Source organism: Nocardia sp. NPDC005366 (genome assembly GCF_040606855.1).
In the GTDB taxonomy this organism is placed as follows: domain Bacteria; phylum Actinomycetota; class Actinomycetes; order Mycobacteriales; family Mycobacteriaceae; genus Nocardia.
Window position 1 is genome coordinate 40,807 of record NZ_JBEXFQ010000011.1, and the last position, 14,113, is coordinate 54,919.

At 63.6% G+C, this 14,113-nt stretch carries 17 protein-coding genes and 2 tRNA genes; 6 read left to right on the top strand and 13 right to left on the bottom strand.

The features are described from left to right. Positions 1–83: 83 nt before the first annotated feature. A complete protein-coding gene (locus ABZS43_RS15040) occupies positions 84–1,052 on the bottom strand; it encodes a hypothetical protein (protein ID WP_355036455.1) in 969 nt (322 codons plus the stop codon). A gap of 136 nt (positions 1,053–1,188) precedes the next feature. On the opposite strand from ABZS43_RS15040, the gene ABZS43_RS15045 reads away from it, so the two are divergent. Then, a complete protein-coding gene (locus tag ABZS43_RS15045) occupies positions 1,189–1,932 on the top strand; it encodes a hypothetical protein (protein ID WP_355036456.1) in 744 nt (247 codons plus the stop codon). Between the two features lie 51 nt (positions 1,933–1,983). On the opposite strand, the gene ABZS43_RS15050 is transcribed toward ABZS43_RS15045, so the two are convergent. After that, positions 1,984–2,448: a hypothetical protein gene (locus ABZS43_RS15050; protein ID WP_355036457.1), complete on the bottom strand. Its 465-nt coding sequence runs from the start codon at positions 2,446–2,448 to the stop codon at positions 1,984–1,986. A 398-nt stretch (positions 2,449–2,846) separates the two neighbouring features. Here ABZS43_RS15050 and ABZS43_RS15055 point away from each other — a divergent pair, with 398 nt between their 5' ends. The 3 genes from ABZS43_RS15055 to ABZS43_RS15065 all read left to right on the top strand — a co-directional run bounded on the left by ABZS43_RS15055 (position 2,847) and on the right by ABZS43_RS15065 (position 4,191). Further along, the gene (locus tag ABZS43_RS15055) at positions 2,847–3,137 is read left to right on the top strand and encodes a hypothetical protein (RefSeq protein WP_355036458.1); all 291 of its coding nucleotides are present in this window, start codon (positions 2,847–2,849) and stop codon (positions 3,135–3,137) included. Between the two features lie 384 nt (positions 3,138–3,521). Then, the gene (locus ABZS43_RS15060; protein WP_355036459.1) at positions 3,522–3,761 is read left to right on the top strand and encodes a hypothetical protein; all 240 of its coding nucleotides are present in this window, start codon (positions 3,522–3,524) and stop codon (positions 3,759–3,761) included. After that, positions 3,745–4,191, top strand: coding sequence for a hypothetical protein (locus ABZS43_RS15065; RefSeq protein WP_355036460.1), 447 nt, complete (start codon positions 3,745–3,747; stop codon positions 4,189–4,191). The genes ABZS43_RS15060 and ABZS43_RS15065 overlap by 17 nt, the downstream gene beginning before the upstream one ends. 312 nt (positions 4,192–4,503) lie before the next feature. Here ABZS43_RS15065 and ABZS43_RS15070 read toward each other — a convergent pair whose 3' ends face one another. The 4 genes from ABZS43_RS15070 to ABZS43_RS15085 all read right to left on the bottom strand — a co-directional run bounded on the left by ABZS43_RS15070 (position 4,504) and on the right by ABZS43_RS15085 (position 6,274). Next, positions 4,504–4,857: a hypothetical protein gene (locus ABZS43_RS15070; protein WP_355036461.1), complete on the bottom strand. Its 354-nt coding sequence runs from the start codon at positions 4,855–4,857 to the stop codon at positions 4,504–4,506. Beyond that, entirely contained in the window at positions 4,854–5,105 is a 252-nt protein-coding gene (locus ABZS43_RS15075; RefSeq protein ID WP_355036462.1) for a hypothetical protein, read from the bottom strand. The genes ABZS43_RS15070 and ABZS43_RS15075 overlap by 4 nt, the downstream gene beginning before the upstream one ends. Positions 5,106–5,196: 91 nt before the next feature. Further along, positions 5,197–5,284, bottom strand: a tRNA-Leu gene (locus tag ABZS43_RS15080). Between the two features lie 144 nt (positions 5,285–5,428). Further along, positions 5,429–6,274 carry an NAD(P)-binding domain-containing protein gene (locus ABZS43_RS15085; protein ID WP_355036463.1) on the bottom strand — a complete coding sequence of 282 codons (846 nt, stop codon included), beginning with the start codon at positions 6,272–6,274 and terminating at the stop codon, positions 5,429–5,431. Positions 6,275–6,439: 165 nt separating this feature from the next. Here ABZS43_RS15085 and ABZS43_RS15090 point away from each other — a divergent pair, with 165 nt between their 5' ends. Continuing rightward, positions 6,440–6,796 (top strand): helix-turn-helix domain-containing protein, encoded by a 357-nt coding sequence (locus ABZS43_RS15090; RefSeq protein WP_355036464.1) that lies wholly within the window; start codon positions 6,440–6,442, stop codon positions 6,794–6,796. Positions 6,797–6,891: 95 nt separating this feature from the next. Continuing rightward, positions 6,892–6,979: transfer RNA gene (locus ABZS43_RS15095), tRNA-Leu, on the top strand. Here ABZS43_RS15095 and ABZS43_RS15100 read toward each other — a convergent pair. The 7 genes from ABZS43_RS15100 to ABZS43_RS15130 all read right to left on the bottom strand — a co-directional run bounded on the left by ABZS43_RS15100 (position 6,958) and on the right by ABZS43_RS15130 (position 13,762). Continuing rightward, the gene (locus ABZS43_RS15100) at positions 6,958–8,697 is read right to left on the bottom strand and encodes a recombinase family protein (protein ID WP_355036465.1); all 1,740 of its coding nucleotides are present in this window, start codon (positions 8,695–8,697) and stop codon (positions 6,958–6,960) included. The genes ABZS43_RS15095 and ABZS43_RS15100 overlap by 22 nt on opposite strands. A 785-nt stretch (positions 8,698–9,482) precedes the next feature. Next, positions 9,483–9,896, bottom strand: coding sequence for a hypothetical protein (locus tag ABZS43_RS15105; protein WP_355036466.1), 414 nt, complete (start codon positions 9,894–9,896; stop codon positions 9,483–9,485). Further along, positions 9,896–11,233 carry a polymorphic toxin type 24 domain-containing protein gene (locus ABZS43_RS15110; protein ID WP_355036467.1) on the bottom strand — a complete coding sequence of 446 codons (1,338 nt, stop codon included), beginning with the start codon at positions 11,231–11,233 and terminating at the stop codon, positions 9,896–9,898. The genes ABZS43_RS15105 and ABZS43_RS15110 overlap by 1 nt, the downstream gene beginning before the upstream one ends. Further along, a complete protein-coding gene (locus ABZS43_RS15115) occupies positions 11,230–11,538 on the bottom strand; it encodes a WXG100 family type VII secretion target (protein WP_355036468.1) in 309 nt (102 codons plus the stop codon). The genes ABZS43_RS15110 and ABZS43_RS15115 overlap by 4 nt, the downstream gene beginning before the upstream one ends. Positions 11,539–11,560: 22 nt before the next feature. Then, positions 11,561–11,875: a WXG100 family type VII secretion target gene (locus tag ABZS43_RS15120; protein ID WP_355036469.1), complete on the bottom strand. Its 315-nt coding sequence runs from the start codon at positions 11,873–11,875 to the stop codon at positions 11,561–11,563. Between the two features lie 662 nt (positions 11,876–12,537). Continuing rightward, positions 12,538–13,092, bottom strand: coding sequence for a hypothetical protein (locus ABZS43_RS15125; protein ID WP_355036470.1), 555 nt, complete (start codon positions 13,090–13,092; stop codon positions 12,538–12,540). Positions 13,093–13,558: 466 nt separating this feature from the next. After that, entirely contained in the window at positions 13,559–13,762 is a 204-nt protein-coding gene (locus tag ABZS43_RS15130; protein ID WP_355036471.1) for a zinc-ribbon domain-containing protein, read from the bottom strand. Between the last annotated feature and the right edge of the window lie 351 nt (positions 13,763–14,113).

Sequence of the window (14,113 nt, forward strand, 5' to 3'; positions counted from 1 at the left end):
CGCCTGGCGCCCGCGCTCTCCGGCGCGAGAACGATGCGGCCGACCGCGTATCCCTGGATCACGAATGCCGCGTTCGGCCGCGCCTAATGAGGTGTGTCGATACTGCGACCGTCGAGACGTTTCGGCGAACCGAATTCGGCGAGCACCGTGCCGTGCCGGACGACGCCGGAAAGTCCGGGAAGTTCGGTCGGCGCCGACCAGGTCCGGAACCCGTCGTAGCTGTCGCTGTAGAGATAGCGGCCCTCGGTGTAGGCATCGAGATAGATACGATGCCCGCCGTCGGGCAGCGTCACCACCGACTGCCCCTCCCGCGGGCCGCCCCAGCCCGCCCAATCCCCCTTGGCCACAAAGCTGTACGGGCCCAACGGATTATCGGCCACCGCCAACTCGACCAGCTTCGTGTCCTCGTTCTTCACGAACGCGTACACCCGCCCGCCCAGCCGCACCAGTTCCGTATCGATATAGCCGAGAGAATCCGGACCGCCTGGGCTCAAACCGAGTAGCGGTATCGGCGGCGTCCACGCGGAAAGCCCCGCCCCGAGCGGTACCAGCAGATGCGGGGTGAAGCCATGACCCCAGGTCAGCGAAACGACGATCCCGACCCGCCCCGCCGCATCGACATACCACGCAGGCGCCCACGCTCCCTCCAGACCGCCGAGCACCAGCATCGGCACCGGAGCCATCGCCGTCCAGCTGATCCGATCCCGGCTGCGTGCCAGACCGATCGAGGTCGCATCACCCGCCATGGTGTAGGTGAGGTAGTACCAGCCGTCGGTGTGCGACAGCACGCTGGGATCACGGACCAACCCCGTCGGCGGCGTGTAGGCGTGCTCGGCCACCGGCGTGAACAGCGTCCCGTCCACCGACTCGTACACCGATAAAGTGGTGTCACTGTCGGCACGGAACACCGTCATCGTGTAGCGCGAGGGCACCCGCTGCGGATCGACACCGACCCCCGGCATCGCCGACTGTGCTCGTGCCGTGCCCGCTGCCAGCAACGGCAGCCCGGCCAGCAGTGTGAGTGCGGATCTACGTCCCGCAGTGATCGCCATGAGCAGCGATTCTGCGGTCCGCGCGAGACGATCCACGGCAGGCGCGCCGGACCCACTCTCGCCCGACTGTGCCCGCTCGTGACGGGCTCGTCACCGATGGCGTCGTGAAGGATTCAGCCATCCGGACACGGTAGCGGTGACGAAGCTCGAGGGACCGATGATCTTTCCCGTCTTCGAGGAGGTTTTCCCTGTGCGTTCGAGGAGGAAGTTCGCAGCGCTGGCTGCTGCGGTCACGATCGGTTCAGTTGGTCTGGTCCACGCTCTCACCGGGGCGGCCGCGGCAGTGCCTGCCGCCCCTGGCGGCACCATTGTCCCCCTCGTGGTGGGTGCGCAGACTCTGAGGGTAGATCCGGACAGCGGCCTCGACGGCCTCGTCACATTGTGGTCCGACGGCGGCAGGATGGTCTTCTTCGGCCAACGCGTCAGCGGGGGCACGATCCGCTTCGGTGGCGAGATCACCGTGCGGTCCGGTGCGAAGACAGCCTGGTTGACCGACCTGGCGCTCGATATCGGCACCGGCACCGTGGATGCCACACTCGACAGCCACCCGTTGAGGTTGGGCACCGTGGACACCAGCACCCTTCGCCTGCGCAAGAATCCCGGCGATAAAAACCTCTACGTCGACATCGGATTCGACGACGACAAGCGAGTCGAACTCACCTCCGAGGGCGCCACCGCGCTGAACACCGCACTCGACATCGACAGCCTCGAACAAGGCCGAGCCCTACTGGCCGGAATCATCAGTGCCAGGCTCGCCGTGGACGAGAAAGTCGCCTCCGAGGTGAACACCGGCCAGCAAGCCCTGACCGAGAGCCGCATCGATGTGGACATCGAACTCGACGAACGCATCGATCTGTCCGACGACCTCGGCCAAGACTGAACCGGGCCCGGTGAGTCCGAAGTTCAGGCGATCTCCGCGTCGTCTGGAACGTCACCAATCGTGTTGCGGCGCCAGGTCTGCCTTCGTCTGTGCCAGAAGTTCGCGTTGGAGTACAGAGCAGTGAGCCCACCAGTCCGGATACGTCGCGGCATCGCGCACAGCGTCGTGAAGACCCCTGGCATGAGCAACCATCTTGTCTCGCAGAGTATCCGAGCAGATGATCTCCACCCGCTTCTCCGCCAGCCAGACGCTCTCGATGAGCCGTTTCAGATCAGCGGGCGCGCCGCCCCGCTCGCGGACATCCAACTCGCCCTGCACCTGCTGAGCTGCCTCGAAGTAGTCCATGATCGCCGACTTCAGTTCCTCCCGGTGAGAGAGGCGGCTCTCCGCCGCGAACTTGAGCCTGGCTGCACGCGCCGAACTTCGCTGCACCATCAGCGTCGCCGACGCACCGAACCCGGCCCCCAACAAGGGCAGCAAGCCCGCGACAACAGTAGACGCAATCCCTGACGACATGAACCCAATTCTGCTGTCCGATAGCAGGATCGGTCCGGTGAACCGGCAGTTCGGCGGGACCGGTCATCGATCGACACCCGCGTCCTCGACCTGCGGCACGGATGGCGCCGCGTCGCTGCCGCGACAGCAGCGCGACGCGGGCCATAGTGGTCGGATGGGTAACCACGGATTCACCGTGTAGGCACAGGTGCCGAACCTATGTTCGTCCGCCCGGTTTCGTTGCCGACGGTCCGATCCGCCACTGTCCGCTTTGTGAATACGCTTCCCAGCGGTGCAGGATGACATGAAATGCCGAGCACTCGATCATCGAGTACGAAGCCGGGCGACAACGCGTGGACGTTCGGAGGAGTACACAATTGTCGCCGTCGAGATTTCGAACACGCGGGCGTCTGATAGCTTTGACCGTCGCGGTGTTCGAGCGCTGGGTGCCCGCAGGGGTTTCCGTCCCCGAGGCCAACTACTCCTCGGGACCGGACGCGGCTTGTGACTACCGCACCGACCGACACCCGGACACCGCCGTATTCGGATCGCTGCACGTCCGCTTGCTCGCCTACGGCCGATTCGCCTGGCGTTCCGGAACTGATCGCGCCTCCCGCGCCCTCACGGCCGCATGCGCGCGAACCACGGCCAGCGGGCCGCTGCGCGAGGCACGCGACCTCGGCCAGCAAGCCTGCGTCGCCTACCAATAAGAAGCGGCGGGCTATCGGCTTCGGCGACACGACGGAGACCGCAGGCCGGACAGGTTGACAACGTTATCGGCATCGGCCAGGTGAGACCGCTGACTGATCGATCACGATGGCGCCGAGCCTCCGGTGTGAAGATCATCTTGGTTCACTTGATCTTGAAAATCTGGCGTGGACGGTGAGAGCGAAATCAGCGCGGTGAATACACCTGCTGCCCCGCGAAGCTGACCGCGCCAGCCACCCAATGGCCACTCGGTCGCAGGAGTAGCAGAGCACAAATCGCCCAACCAAGAAGCGCTCGAATTCAATGCCTGAAAGCTATTATTCCTGGCTAACCACTGTACGATCAGAGCGCTTACCCACTCGTCAGCGAGAATAAAGGGGCTTGGCATGGATACAGATCGAGGCGACTCCCTCACTTCAGAATCGATCGCGCGGCTCAGCGGGAACGCCATCGCCGCGGTCAAGGAATTGCTCAAAGACCAGGGGCCCGACTTCCCCGGCCTCGACACCTTGATCATGGGTCGTTGGATCAACAACAAGCCAGATCTACAGAAAGTCAAGTTGGGACAAAACCAGCAAGGACGATTCGTGGTCATCGAGGTCGAGCCGTATGAAGTCGGACAGTAAGGTAGGCGACCCCCGGCGCGATGATGAACTGCTGTGTCCGAGCGCGCCCGCCGATCCCGGTGAGTCCGTTCTGATCGGGGTGGCGGAGGTCGTCTCGGGCGCGCTTCGTATCGTTTCAACTTCCCGACCCGAACCGGTGACCCAAGACATTCTCGATGCGGCCGCGCCGCTGGAACCCACGCAACTGTTCCGGTTCGCCGGCAAATGCCGGGATGCCTGTATCCACTTCCAGAACGACGAGTGCCGGATCGCCACGGGCAGTGTCCAATTACTGGATGAGGTGGTATCGGAACTTCCACACTGCTCGATTCGTAAACACTGCCGATGGTTTCGGCAAGAAGGCGCCGCGATCTGTCGGCGCTGCCCCCAGGTGCTCACCCAACAGGTCAAACCGACGGAGCGAGTACGCCGAATAGTGGAGCATGATTGACCACCGAGTGGGACGCCGCCGCACGAGCAGACATCAACCAGCTGTGCCCGACCGGTGGTCATTCGTAGCAATAACACGCGCAGCCGGATCGGTCACTTCTACTCGGCACAACGGCGGATCACCGCAGGCAACATCGCACTGAAAACATTGCCTGCAGGCGTTTCTTACCGGCGAAAATCGTCAGCGCAACACCTGCACATGAACAAGAAACGGCGCGGGCCCCGCCCCTCATCGGAGGGGCGGGGCCCGCGCACTGTCGTCACTGCTGGTCGAGGAACGCCTTGGCGTCTGCGGTGGTGAACGGCTCGGCGGTCACCTGCACCAGATCACCCGCGATGTCGACGAGGGTCGGTTCATGTAGATCGACGTGCCCGGCGACTTACCGTCAGGCGCGCTCTTGCGGACCTTCTCGCGCAGCGCCGTGGCAGCCTCCAACTCACTGCCGAAGGCAGCCATCGGCGTGGGCACATACACCCGGTCGAGCAACGCCTTGATGGCGTCACCCTTGACCGCGGACTGGTCCCAGCTGATGTGGGTAGCCATCACCGGAGTGCTGTCACCGCGGCTCTCGAGCACACTGGCCAGCCAGACGGTCTGCGCCACGGTGGCGGTCTCGACGATCAGGTCCACCCTCTTCTGGGCGAAGGCCACCACCTGGGCCGTCATGTCGGTGTCGGTGGAGGGTTGATCCGCTGGAGGACCAGCTCCAGGTTGTGGCGCTTGGCCACGAACTTCGCGCCGACGACGGTGTTGTCACCCGCGCTGCCCTCCATGGCCACCACGCCCACGGTCGCACCCGGCTTGATGACGCCCTTGCCGAGAACCCACGACAGACCGTTGACAGTCTCCAGGTCGTCGGTGGTGATCGGGACCATGATCCCGGGGAGTTTCGCGGTGGCGGAGTCGACCGCCATCACGCCGCTCAGCACCTTGTCCGTGGAAGGGCCTCACCGACGGAGCCAGTCGACTCGCGATCGTTGGCACCACCCCCTGTGGGGTTAGCACTGGTGTCCGGAGGGGGACTTGAACCCCCACGCCCGATAAAGGGCACTAGCACCTCAAGCTAGCGCGTCTGCCATTCCGCCACCCGGACCGGTGATGCTCCGCAAGGTTATCGGATGCGTCGGCTGGGACCAAATCGCGGTACGAACGGATCTATGTAGCGGTTTTTTTGCCTGGTAGGTCCGGTGCGCGGCGGTGCGCTCGGCCGACACCGAACGCACCGGACCCGGGCGGATCAGCGCAGCTCTTCGAACGTTCGAGCGAATGCCATGGCGCCGTGTCCGTCGGCGACCTGACGGTCGATGAGATTCTTGACCGGTCCGATGAGGTCGAGCGCGACACCGGCATCCTGGCTGGCCATGACGACGGCATCCAGCGCCGCCTTCTGAAAGTCGAGGTGTTGGACGTCGGTGGCGTAGTCGCCGGCATCGATTGTTCGGCCGTAGTCCGGGAGGCTCTGTGCCATCGCGGTCACCCATGCGACCGCGCGTTGCGCGAACGCCGACGCGGACACCCCCACCGAACGAACCATCGCCGCGCCGTGGAGGTAACCGGCGAACATCAGGTACATCGTGGAAAGCAGCGCGAAATCATAGGTTGAAGCGAGCCCCGGATCGTCACCGAGATACTCTGCGGCAGCGATCGATTCGAGCAGAGAAAGGTTGGCTTCGAAAACGGCGCGATCCCCGCTGTACAGGATCGATGCACCCGGTTGACCGATCATCGACGGCACCGCCATGATCCCACCGTCCACGTACCGGATGCCGTTGGCCGCAGCCCACGCTGCCAGTTGACGGGCCTGTTCCGGTGCGGTGCTGGTGAGGTTGACCAGGTGACGACCGGCCAATTGATCGGCGACCGGGTCCAGGGTTTCGCGCACCGACGCATAATCGAGCAGAACCGCGATGATGAGATCGCTCGCCCGGACGGCATCGGCGACCGACACCGCACCGACGGCGCCCGCCGCGATCAGATCGGCGTCGCGACCGCGGGTCCGGTTCCACACGGTGGTCGGGTGGCCTCCCTCGACCAACGCGGCCGCCAGTGCCTGCCCCATCGCGCCGAGACCGAGAACTGTCACTCGAATGTGCTGGGTATCCGCCATTGCTGGTCAACTCCTCGAATAGGAAACGTAGTGGTCAGCGCGCTGAAACAAAGACTGCCCGCGGTTCGTTGAGCAGACAAGTACCTACTATTCGGTCGGGTACTTACCAACGGGTGTGTGAACAGGTAGCGAGGTCGCGCGGTGGGTGGAAAGAGATCCGGACCATATTTCTGCGGTATCGACGCCGCCATGGACGTGATCGGCGGCAAGTGGAAGGCGCTCATCCTCTGGGAGTTGGAGGAGAACGGCGTGCGCCGCTTCGGTGAACTCCGCCGCGGGCTACCCGGCGTCTCCGAGAAGATGCTCATCCAGCAACTGCGCGAACTCGAGGAGGACGGCATCGTCACCCGCGAAATCTTCGCCGAGGTTCCACCTCGCGTGGAATACGAACTGACAGAGCTGGGTTCGAGCCTCAACCGTGCGCTGCGCCCGCTCGGCGCCTGGGGACGCGACCGCATCGACCGCATCGGCGCGAATCGCGTCCACCTCACCTCGTGACCCGCGATTGGCGTTCCGAGCGCGACTATGTCTAGTATTTCACTTCGCCGGAGACGATACGAAGTCCCCTGCGTGACAACAGAACACATCCACCGGTCCGGGTGGCGGAATGGCAGACGCGCTAGCTTGAGGTGCTAGTGCCCTTTATCGGGCGTGGGGGTTCAAGTCCCCCTCCGGACACCAGTGCTAACCCCACAAGGGGTGACGCCAACGATCGCCCTGTGTTTGTCGGGGTGGTAGCGCACTTCCAGTTCCAGTGCCCGGTAGAGCTGGGCCTTGTCGGCGGGATTCGCTGCGGTCAGGACGGCCTTCACGTCGCCGAGGGACTCGACCAGTTTCTGGATCTCGGTCTCGGTGAGTGTCCGGACCTGGGGCAGGCCCTTGAGTTCAACCTCGGCGGCGGCCTTCTCGGCCTGGGCGGCGTTCATCGCCGCGACCAATGCTGCAGGTTCGACGCCCGCCTCTATCGCGGCCAGATGATTGGCGAGTTTTCCCTCGGCGGTGGTGATGCGTTGTCGCAATCCCGCTCGCCGGGTGTCGGTGTCCTCGCTGGGTTGGGCTGCGAGCAGGGCGGCTATGGTGTGGTCCCGGTGTTCGCGGCCGAACAAACTCGACAGCCAGCCATCGACCGGGCCCACCAAGTGGTCTTCACGCAGGTTCACAGTACGGGGATGCTCGGCGAGTAGAGGGCTGCCGGGGGCGATGGTTTTCGCGCGGCACCGATAGTAGGGATGTTGATGCACGGTCTCGCCCTGCATTCGCCGATCACAGATCTCGCATCGGATCCGCCCGGCCAACAGATACAGATGCGGTGCCGAACGTGTGCGTTCCAGCTTCGCCCGCGAACGGTTGCTCGTCCCAGCGCGGCGGCGACGCAGCAGCTGCGCTTCGGTGAAGTCGGCCACCGACACGATCGCCGGATGAGCGGGCTTGCGCGACCGCACGATTCGGTCGTTCGGTGAACGACGGAACCGCACCACATGTCCGGCGGCGACGTCGTCGATATCGAGCAGTTCCTCTTTCTTGCTCCACCGACCGAACACCGCGTACCCGGTGTAGCGCGGATTGGTCAGGATCGCGGTCACCGTGCTCGCTTGCCAACCATCCTGGGAACGATGCCGGTTCTGCTCCGGGCGATGCGCCGACGGGCACGCGACACCTTCCCGATTCAACGCGGTCGCGATCGGCTTATCCCCCAGACCTGCGAGATAGTCACGGAAGATCCGCGCCACCACCGGCGCGGCCGCAGCATCCAGGGACAGGATCCGCAGTTTGAGTCCGTCGGAGGCCCGGTTCGGGTTCGGATGCGGTGGACCGTCGATCACCAGGTACCCGTAGGGCGGGCGTCCACCCTGGTGTCGGCCTTCGTTCAACACCTGGGCGTCCATGCTGGCGCGGGTGCGTTGCTGGACGTGTTGGCGTTCGGACTCGCTGAGCCCGCCCAGCATCGACATCATCATCGAATGCGTGACGTTGCGGGCATCGAACAGCCCGTTCAGCTCCGGCACCCACACCTCCACCCCGTGCGCCTCGATACGCGGAGCGACCAGGCTGAACTGGTTACCGAACCAACACCGTGTGCCCTCGCCCACCACGATCGCAGACCACCCCCGCCCAGGGTTCTTCAGATCCGCCAGCAACCGCGACGCTTCTTCACGGCGGTGCCACGGCACCGAGCGGGACTGACCGATATCGAAATAGTCGGCCACGATCGCCGCACCGTCGACGAACTTCTCCGCGTTACCCCGCTGCCACCGAAACGAGGTCTCCGGATCCTGGTTGTCCTCGGTCGAACACCGCCCATAGAACGCGAACCGGCGATCACCGCTCGGGTCGACCATCTCCGGGACGAGTCCCAGCAGTTCGTCGAGCACGTCCCACTCGCCGACCTCCACGCCCATCACCCTCTCCTTATCCACTTCACCTATGAGAATGCTCGATTAACAGGTAACATTTCCGGAGGTACGGAATGCTATCGAAATACACCTTGACGTAGAGGTTGCGGGCAGTTCGGGTGTCGCACATGAATGTGATGTCGCGATCCTCGAATGCAATGAGGCGGACCAGAGTCGGCGATCAGGTGCGCATCCGAAACAGAGCAAGCTGATCGCAGCAATCGAGGCGAAGAATTACAGTTCATCGCCGGGGTTGAGTGTCGGACGAGCGTTTCTCGGGTTGAGTGCCGAGTTGCCCGGGCCAAACTGCAATCTGGTGTTCCCAGCCAAAGGGCAAGACAATATCATGAAACTGATCGCAAAGCGTAAGCGCGGCACATGTTTTGATGAGGTGACTCCAATCTCGCCGGCCGCTGAGCGATTACGCTCCAACCTTGAGACCGTCATCCGAAATTGGATTGCGACTAAGCGTGTTTCGTAACCCTTCTCCCAGCGCCCGATCGCCAGTATCTGGTGGATCAATATCTGAGCGATCTGGAATATCGATCTAAACCGGCACCTGCATGGCGGGGCCTCCCCCATCCGCGCCCCAGCTGATCCGGGAGCAGGCACTGACTTCATCGATGACGTTTGTCAGTGTGAGGATCCAGGACTTGGGGGCTGTTGCCCCCTTTCGCTCGGGTGGGCAGCCTCGTTCGGATATGGAGGTTCGGCCATCCCTGCCTACGCGTACTGACTCGTAGTCGGCGGACAGCCGCAGCAATCGGCCCACACCTACGGGATATCCCTTGTTACCGGGGGGAATGACGCAGCGCTTTCAGATTTCGCAGTGCCACCGCGGCGTTGTCCGATAGCTCTCGCCCCGATGACTCTACGATCTCGACGACCGGCACCTCACCGCCTGCGTCGAGTTCGTTCAGCCGGTATGCCATGTAGTCGGCGTCGGGATCATCGCGGCGACGGCCCAGCACTTCGAGGACAGCGAGAATGCCGGTCGCTCCGCCTTTCCTCGCCAGCACCTCTGCCGCATCGACTTCCATCGTGACGATTTCGTCGTCGAGCAGTTCTGTCAACCTGTCCCGCGCCTTGACGTCATGCATGAAATCACCCAACTCGGGGATCGCATTCACACGTGTCAGACCATCGCTGCTTCGCGAGCGGACCAGGATATCTTCCAGTCGGCTTCTTTCCGATGGTGGGTTCATCAGGGAATCTCCTCCGCTGTCGCAGGCCGCACACTGTCGCTATTGGTACGGGCAAATATTTCGCCGGTCTTCGGATTTACGTTCTTCTGCACCTCTACCACGTGCGGAGTGGGAACGTACTCACCCGTCGACTTGTCCAAGTGTGGTTTGCCGGTCAAATCGACTCGTTTGGTCGCTACTCCATCGGCATCGTAAAAGGAGTAGTTGGTTATGTTTCCGTCGGCATCTCTCTTGACCAGATAGCCGTTCTTCGGCCCGTTCAAGGTCGGAAGGTTACCACCTTTCCAGGTCTCGGCGTTGGCCAGCTTATCCTTCAAAGACTTCGCGGGAACTCTACCCCTCAGTTTCTCGAGCATTTTCGTGCCAAGATCTTTGATGCGCCCGACGATTTCTTTGGATTTGACGGTGATCCGTTCGACCGCGACCGCAGTGCGGAGTTTCGCCGCCCTGACCGCGATCTTGATGAGGTCGGCGAATTTGTCGATGATTCGGGCGACCGCCGCGGCTGTTCTCGCGGCCACAGCGGCGCCTCCGACACCGAAGCTCACGCAGGAGGCGAGGACCGACAGCGCGAGACTGACGGCCACTTCGACGGCGATCTCCTTGGCGAGATCTCCGAGCAGTCGCTCGAGTTCGGCGCGCAGGGCGTCGTGGGCCTGTTTCTGCTCGCGGCAAGCTTGCGCGATCTCGCCGTAGGCACCGGCCATGTCGGTGGCGACGGTTTTCAGTTCGCGCAGGTCTTCATCGATGAAGTTGGCATCCGGCGAGGTGACCTGTTCGAACATCACCGCGGCACGTTCGAGTTCGGTGGCGACCGCTGTCACCGAAGCGTGCGTCGACAGCGCCTGCCAGACGTCGGCGGCGCGCGACATCTTGACGGTGTCACCGTCGGGGATCGGGATACCGACCTTGGCGGCGAGATCGAGACCGTCATCGACCAGACCTCGCCCGTCACCGCCCGCGGAGGTCGGGAGGGTCGATATCAACTCCAGAAGCGAGTAGCCGAATGCCGCCTTCAATGTCGGCATCTGCGGTTCAGGCTGACCGCTGGAGGCATCGTAATCGGCGAGGGCGTGATTGTAGCCGGCCTGGTTCAGCACTTGGGCATAGCCGTCGAGCGCCATCGTCAGGTCCAGCGAGATCTTCCACAGATCATTGGCCTGCTGGTCATAGGATTCGGCCCAGATCTTGCCCTCGCCGACAGTGCCCGCCATGCCACGGGTTTCATCGAGGGATCGCATAGTGGACTGAAAAGCGCCGATGAAACCAGCGGCAGCCGAATTGCACGCGACAGCGGCGTCGTAGTAGACCTGCGGCGCGACATCCAGCACCGTCACGACGACGTTCCGCCGCGTCCGAGCATCTCGAGATTCGTGGCCACAGCGGCCGTATAGCGCTCATGCGCCGCAGAGGATGCGGCACGCATCGCGTGAATCCCCTCGGCGACATCCCGTGCGCCGGTAAGCCACCGGGCGAAAGCATCGTTCGCGGCGGTAGCGGAGGTACCGCCCCAACCCGCCTGCACCGCGGTGATCCGTTGCTGGATGCCGTCGAGACTGTCTTCGAGGAAACCGACGAATCCGGCGACGCGAGTGGTGATGTCGTCGAGCTCGGTCAGATCGACCCGAAACGGTTCAGCCATAGGTTCTTCCCCCTCGAGTGTTCTACGGCAGATCGAGCGAACTCGTACCGGCAGCACGATCCGCGTCGAGCCTGGTGTGCGTGTCCGCCGTGACCCCCATCAGTTCGGCCAAGGTCGTGAGCGCGTCCAGAACAGTCTGCGCGCCTTGACGTGTCTCCTCCCAACCCGCCCGATACGCGGTCGCCGAGACACCGGTCCATCCCTCCAACAGCGCCCCGATCTCGATGTCCAGAGTGCGAACGCCATCGATCAACTCCTGGGCGGTCAGCTGTAGATAACGCCCCGCATCGGCCACTTCGGACGGTACGACATCGAAAGTCCCGTCACCTTCTGCCATACGTCCCCCTCCGAGCCCTGAATCCTAGAAATATATCCCATGCCCGCAACGCACCACCGATACGTCGGTGGCCCGCCCGGAGTGCCCCACCCGAGATCGTCTCGTTCGGCCAGACCCAGCCCGGCCGCACGGACACCTCGCGGTGCGGCGGCTAAGTGGAACCGTAGCAATCATCCTCATCGTCTACGAAACATGATTGGAGACAGAGATTTAGGCAACATCGGCAACCGCTGTCAGTTTGACAGCATTCCGATGGCGATCTAGATTGAAGACGCTCGTGCACCTCGTTGGTACACACTTGTTGCCGCTCCGCGATCGAGTCTCCTCTCGCGCACAATTTCGGAGCCGAGTGACGCGAATACGTGCAAGAGCAAGGGCTTCCCGTATAAGAGTCCTGCTGGATCCATTGATTGCCCGTCATCTGTGACCTGGATCCGTGCAAGAGCGATCGATCTACCACCGGGCAAACGGGCGAGGGTGCCCAACTTGCGCGCTCACGAGCCGACCCGGCGGCGGATTCGCGCGGCCTGGGAGCAATTTCACGTCTTGGAGAACATCCGGGCGGGCGACTCGCCCGCCCATGTAGTTCGCAGGTAACTGCTGCGACATGGTGTCGCAGGGAAGCGGCCGCACTGCTTCACACGGCGTCGGCAGACGGTTGATCAGGGCTGACCGGTGACGAACGCCTGTACAGCGTTGAAGAACTCCGGGCCGCCCATGATCGAACCGCCGACGGTTCCGCCGACCAGCACACCCAGGGGGATGCTGACGCCCCAGATCAGGAACAGGCATGCTCCGAGGAGGCCACCCACGATGGCGCCGCCGACGACGCCGGGCATGTTCTTGTTGATCTGCTCCACGAGCCGGTCGTAGGAGCTGATGTCCTTCGCTTGCGCAACACCTTCCGCGGGTGGCGTCAGCGTCAGGGTGCGGCCGTCGGCGGCTATGTGGTGCGCCATGGTGATCGAGCGGCCGTCGACGGCGTAGGACCGCGGCACTTCCAGGACCGCCGCTCCGTCGCCCGTCTCGAGCATCACCGCGCCGTTGCCCACGAGTGCGAAGCTGCCGTTCTCTACGGTGGCGGTGACGACCTCATCCACCGGCGAAACGGCGATCCGGTAGCCGATCCCGTTATCGACGCCCGAAATCGTTGCTTCCCAGCCTGTTTCGGCCATCGCGGCAGGTCCTGCGTGGGCGGTTGCCGTCGCGACGGCCATGGCCGAGGCTGTCACGAGAACAGCAGCGGTCGTCTTTCCGAACTTCATTCTTCGAACCCCTCTACTCAGGCAACTCTGATAGGCGGATCGAGTCGGACCGCGAGCGGTCGTCGGCGTAGTGCAGGAGTGTAGCCAGAAGGTACGGGGTTCCGGATCGGCGGCATGGTCGAGTCATGAAGTCAGCACGATGTCCCACTCACCGACGTTGAGGTCGTACCGCTGCCGCAGTGATCGTATGCGCGCTTGAACGTCGAGAAGGGGTTGATCTTGCCGCGCTTGGGCCCGACCTGCTCCAGAAACTCGTGGTCTACGCCGTTGTCCCAGTACCCGCCCAGCCCCCGACGCAACAGCGCTTCCAGGGCATCGATCGATTCTCGGATGAAATCCCAGGAAACCCCGGAGCGTAGGTGGCGACACCCGCCAATTCAACTGCCCTTCCGCCGGTGCCGCCGTCGATGCAGGCGCTTCAGACGGCGATGGCGGCGCCACAGATCCCGCAGGACTCGAACTGCTTGCGACCCCAGCGCAGCACCGGGATGAGAAAGATCGTGAGCTGCGTGTACTCGCGCAGCCGGGTCCACTGCGTGGTGTTGTGGCAGCGCGGGCAGGTCCGGATCCCACCCGGGCCGAGGGGCTTCTGCTTGCGGCCGTATCCGAAGAGGAGGAACACCCCCCCTCAGCGTAGCCGGGGGCGCGGGCAGCGCTCGCGGCCCGCGGGTTTGTGCGCTCAATCCGGACCGAGAGGTGGTGCCGCTCGTATCGGAGCGGACGCCCGGCCACGGCCTGGCTCAAGCATCATACTGAGCCAGCAGCAGGTGCGGCCGCCCCGGACAGAATGTTCGAAAGTTGTTGCCGCAGACACCGAGCGGTGTCTGAGATCACCCTGCATGGGGACACCAGATCGGCGTTGTCCGCGGCGATCTGTGGAAGGGCGGCGATGACTTGGCCGACCAGGCGAGGGATCTGCCCGATCGGATCCGCGATGGCGGCCGCGGTGAGAGCCGCGGTCTTGTCCGCGACG

What these genes read in the sequence shown, in the direction of transcription:
- ABZS43_RS15040 (WP_355036455.1), bottom strand. Translation starts at nt 1,052, where the DNA reads ATGGCGATCACTGCGGGACGTAGATCCGCACTCACACTGCTGGCCGGG.
- ABZS43_RS15070 (WP_355036461.1), bottom strand. Translation starts at nt 4,857, where the DNA reads ATGACGGCCCAGGTGGTGGCCTTCGCCCAGAAGAGGGTGGACCTGATC.
- ABZS43_RS15060 (WP_355036459.1), top strand. Translation starts at nt 3,522, where the DNA reads ATGGATACAGATCGAGGCGACTCCCTCACTTCAGAATCGATCGCGCGG.
- ABZS43_RS15075 (WP_355036462.1), bottom strand. Translation starts at nt 5,105, where the DNA reads ATGGCGGTCGACTCCGCCACCGCGAAACTCCCCGGGATCATGGTCCCG.
- ABZS43_RS15065 (WP_355036460.1), top strand. Translation starts at nt 3,745, where the DNA reads ATGAAGTCGGACAGTAAGGTAGGCGACCCCCGGCGCGATGATGAACTG.
- ABZS43_RS15100 (WP_355036465.1), bottom strand. Translation starts at nt 8,697, where the DNA reads ATGGGCGTGGAGGTCGGCGAGTGGGACGTGCTCGACGAACTGCTGGGA.
- ABZS43_RS15105 (WP_355036466.1), bottom strand. Translation starts at nt 9,896, where the DNA reads ATGAACCCACCATCGGAAAGAAGCCGACTGGAAGATATCCTGGTCCGC.
- ABZS43_RS15050 (WP_355036457.1), bottom strand. Translation starts at nt 2,448, where the DNA reads ATGTCGTCAGGGATTGCGTCTACTGTTGTCGCGGGCTTGCTGCCCTTG.
- ABZS43_RS15125 (WP_355036470.1), bottom strand. Translation starts at nt 13,092, where the DNA reads ATGGCCGTCGCGACGGCAACCGCCCACGCAGGACCTGCCGCGATGGCC.
- ABZS43_RS15115 (WP_355036468.1), bottom strand. Translation starts at nt 11,538, where the DNA reads ATGGCTGAACCGTTTCGGGTCGATCTGACCGAGCTCGACGACATCACC.
- ABZS43_RS15120 (WP_355036469.1), bottom strand. Translation starts at nt 11,875, where the DNA reads ATGGCAGAAGGTGACGGGACTTTCGATGTCGTACCGTCCGAAGTGGCC.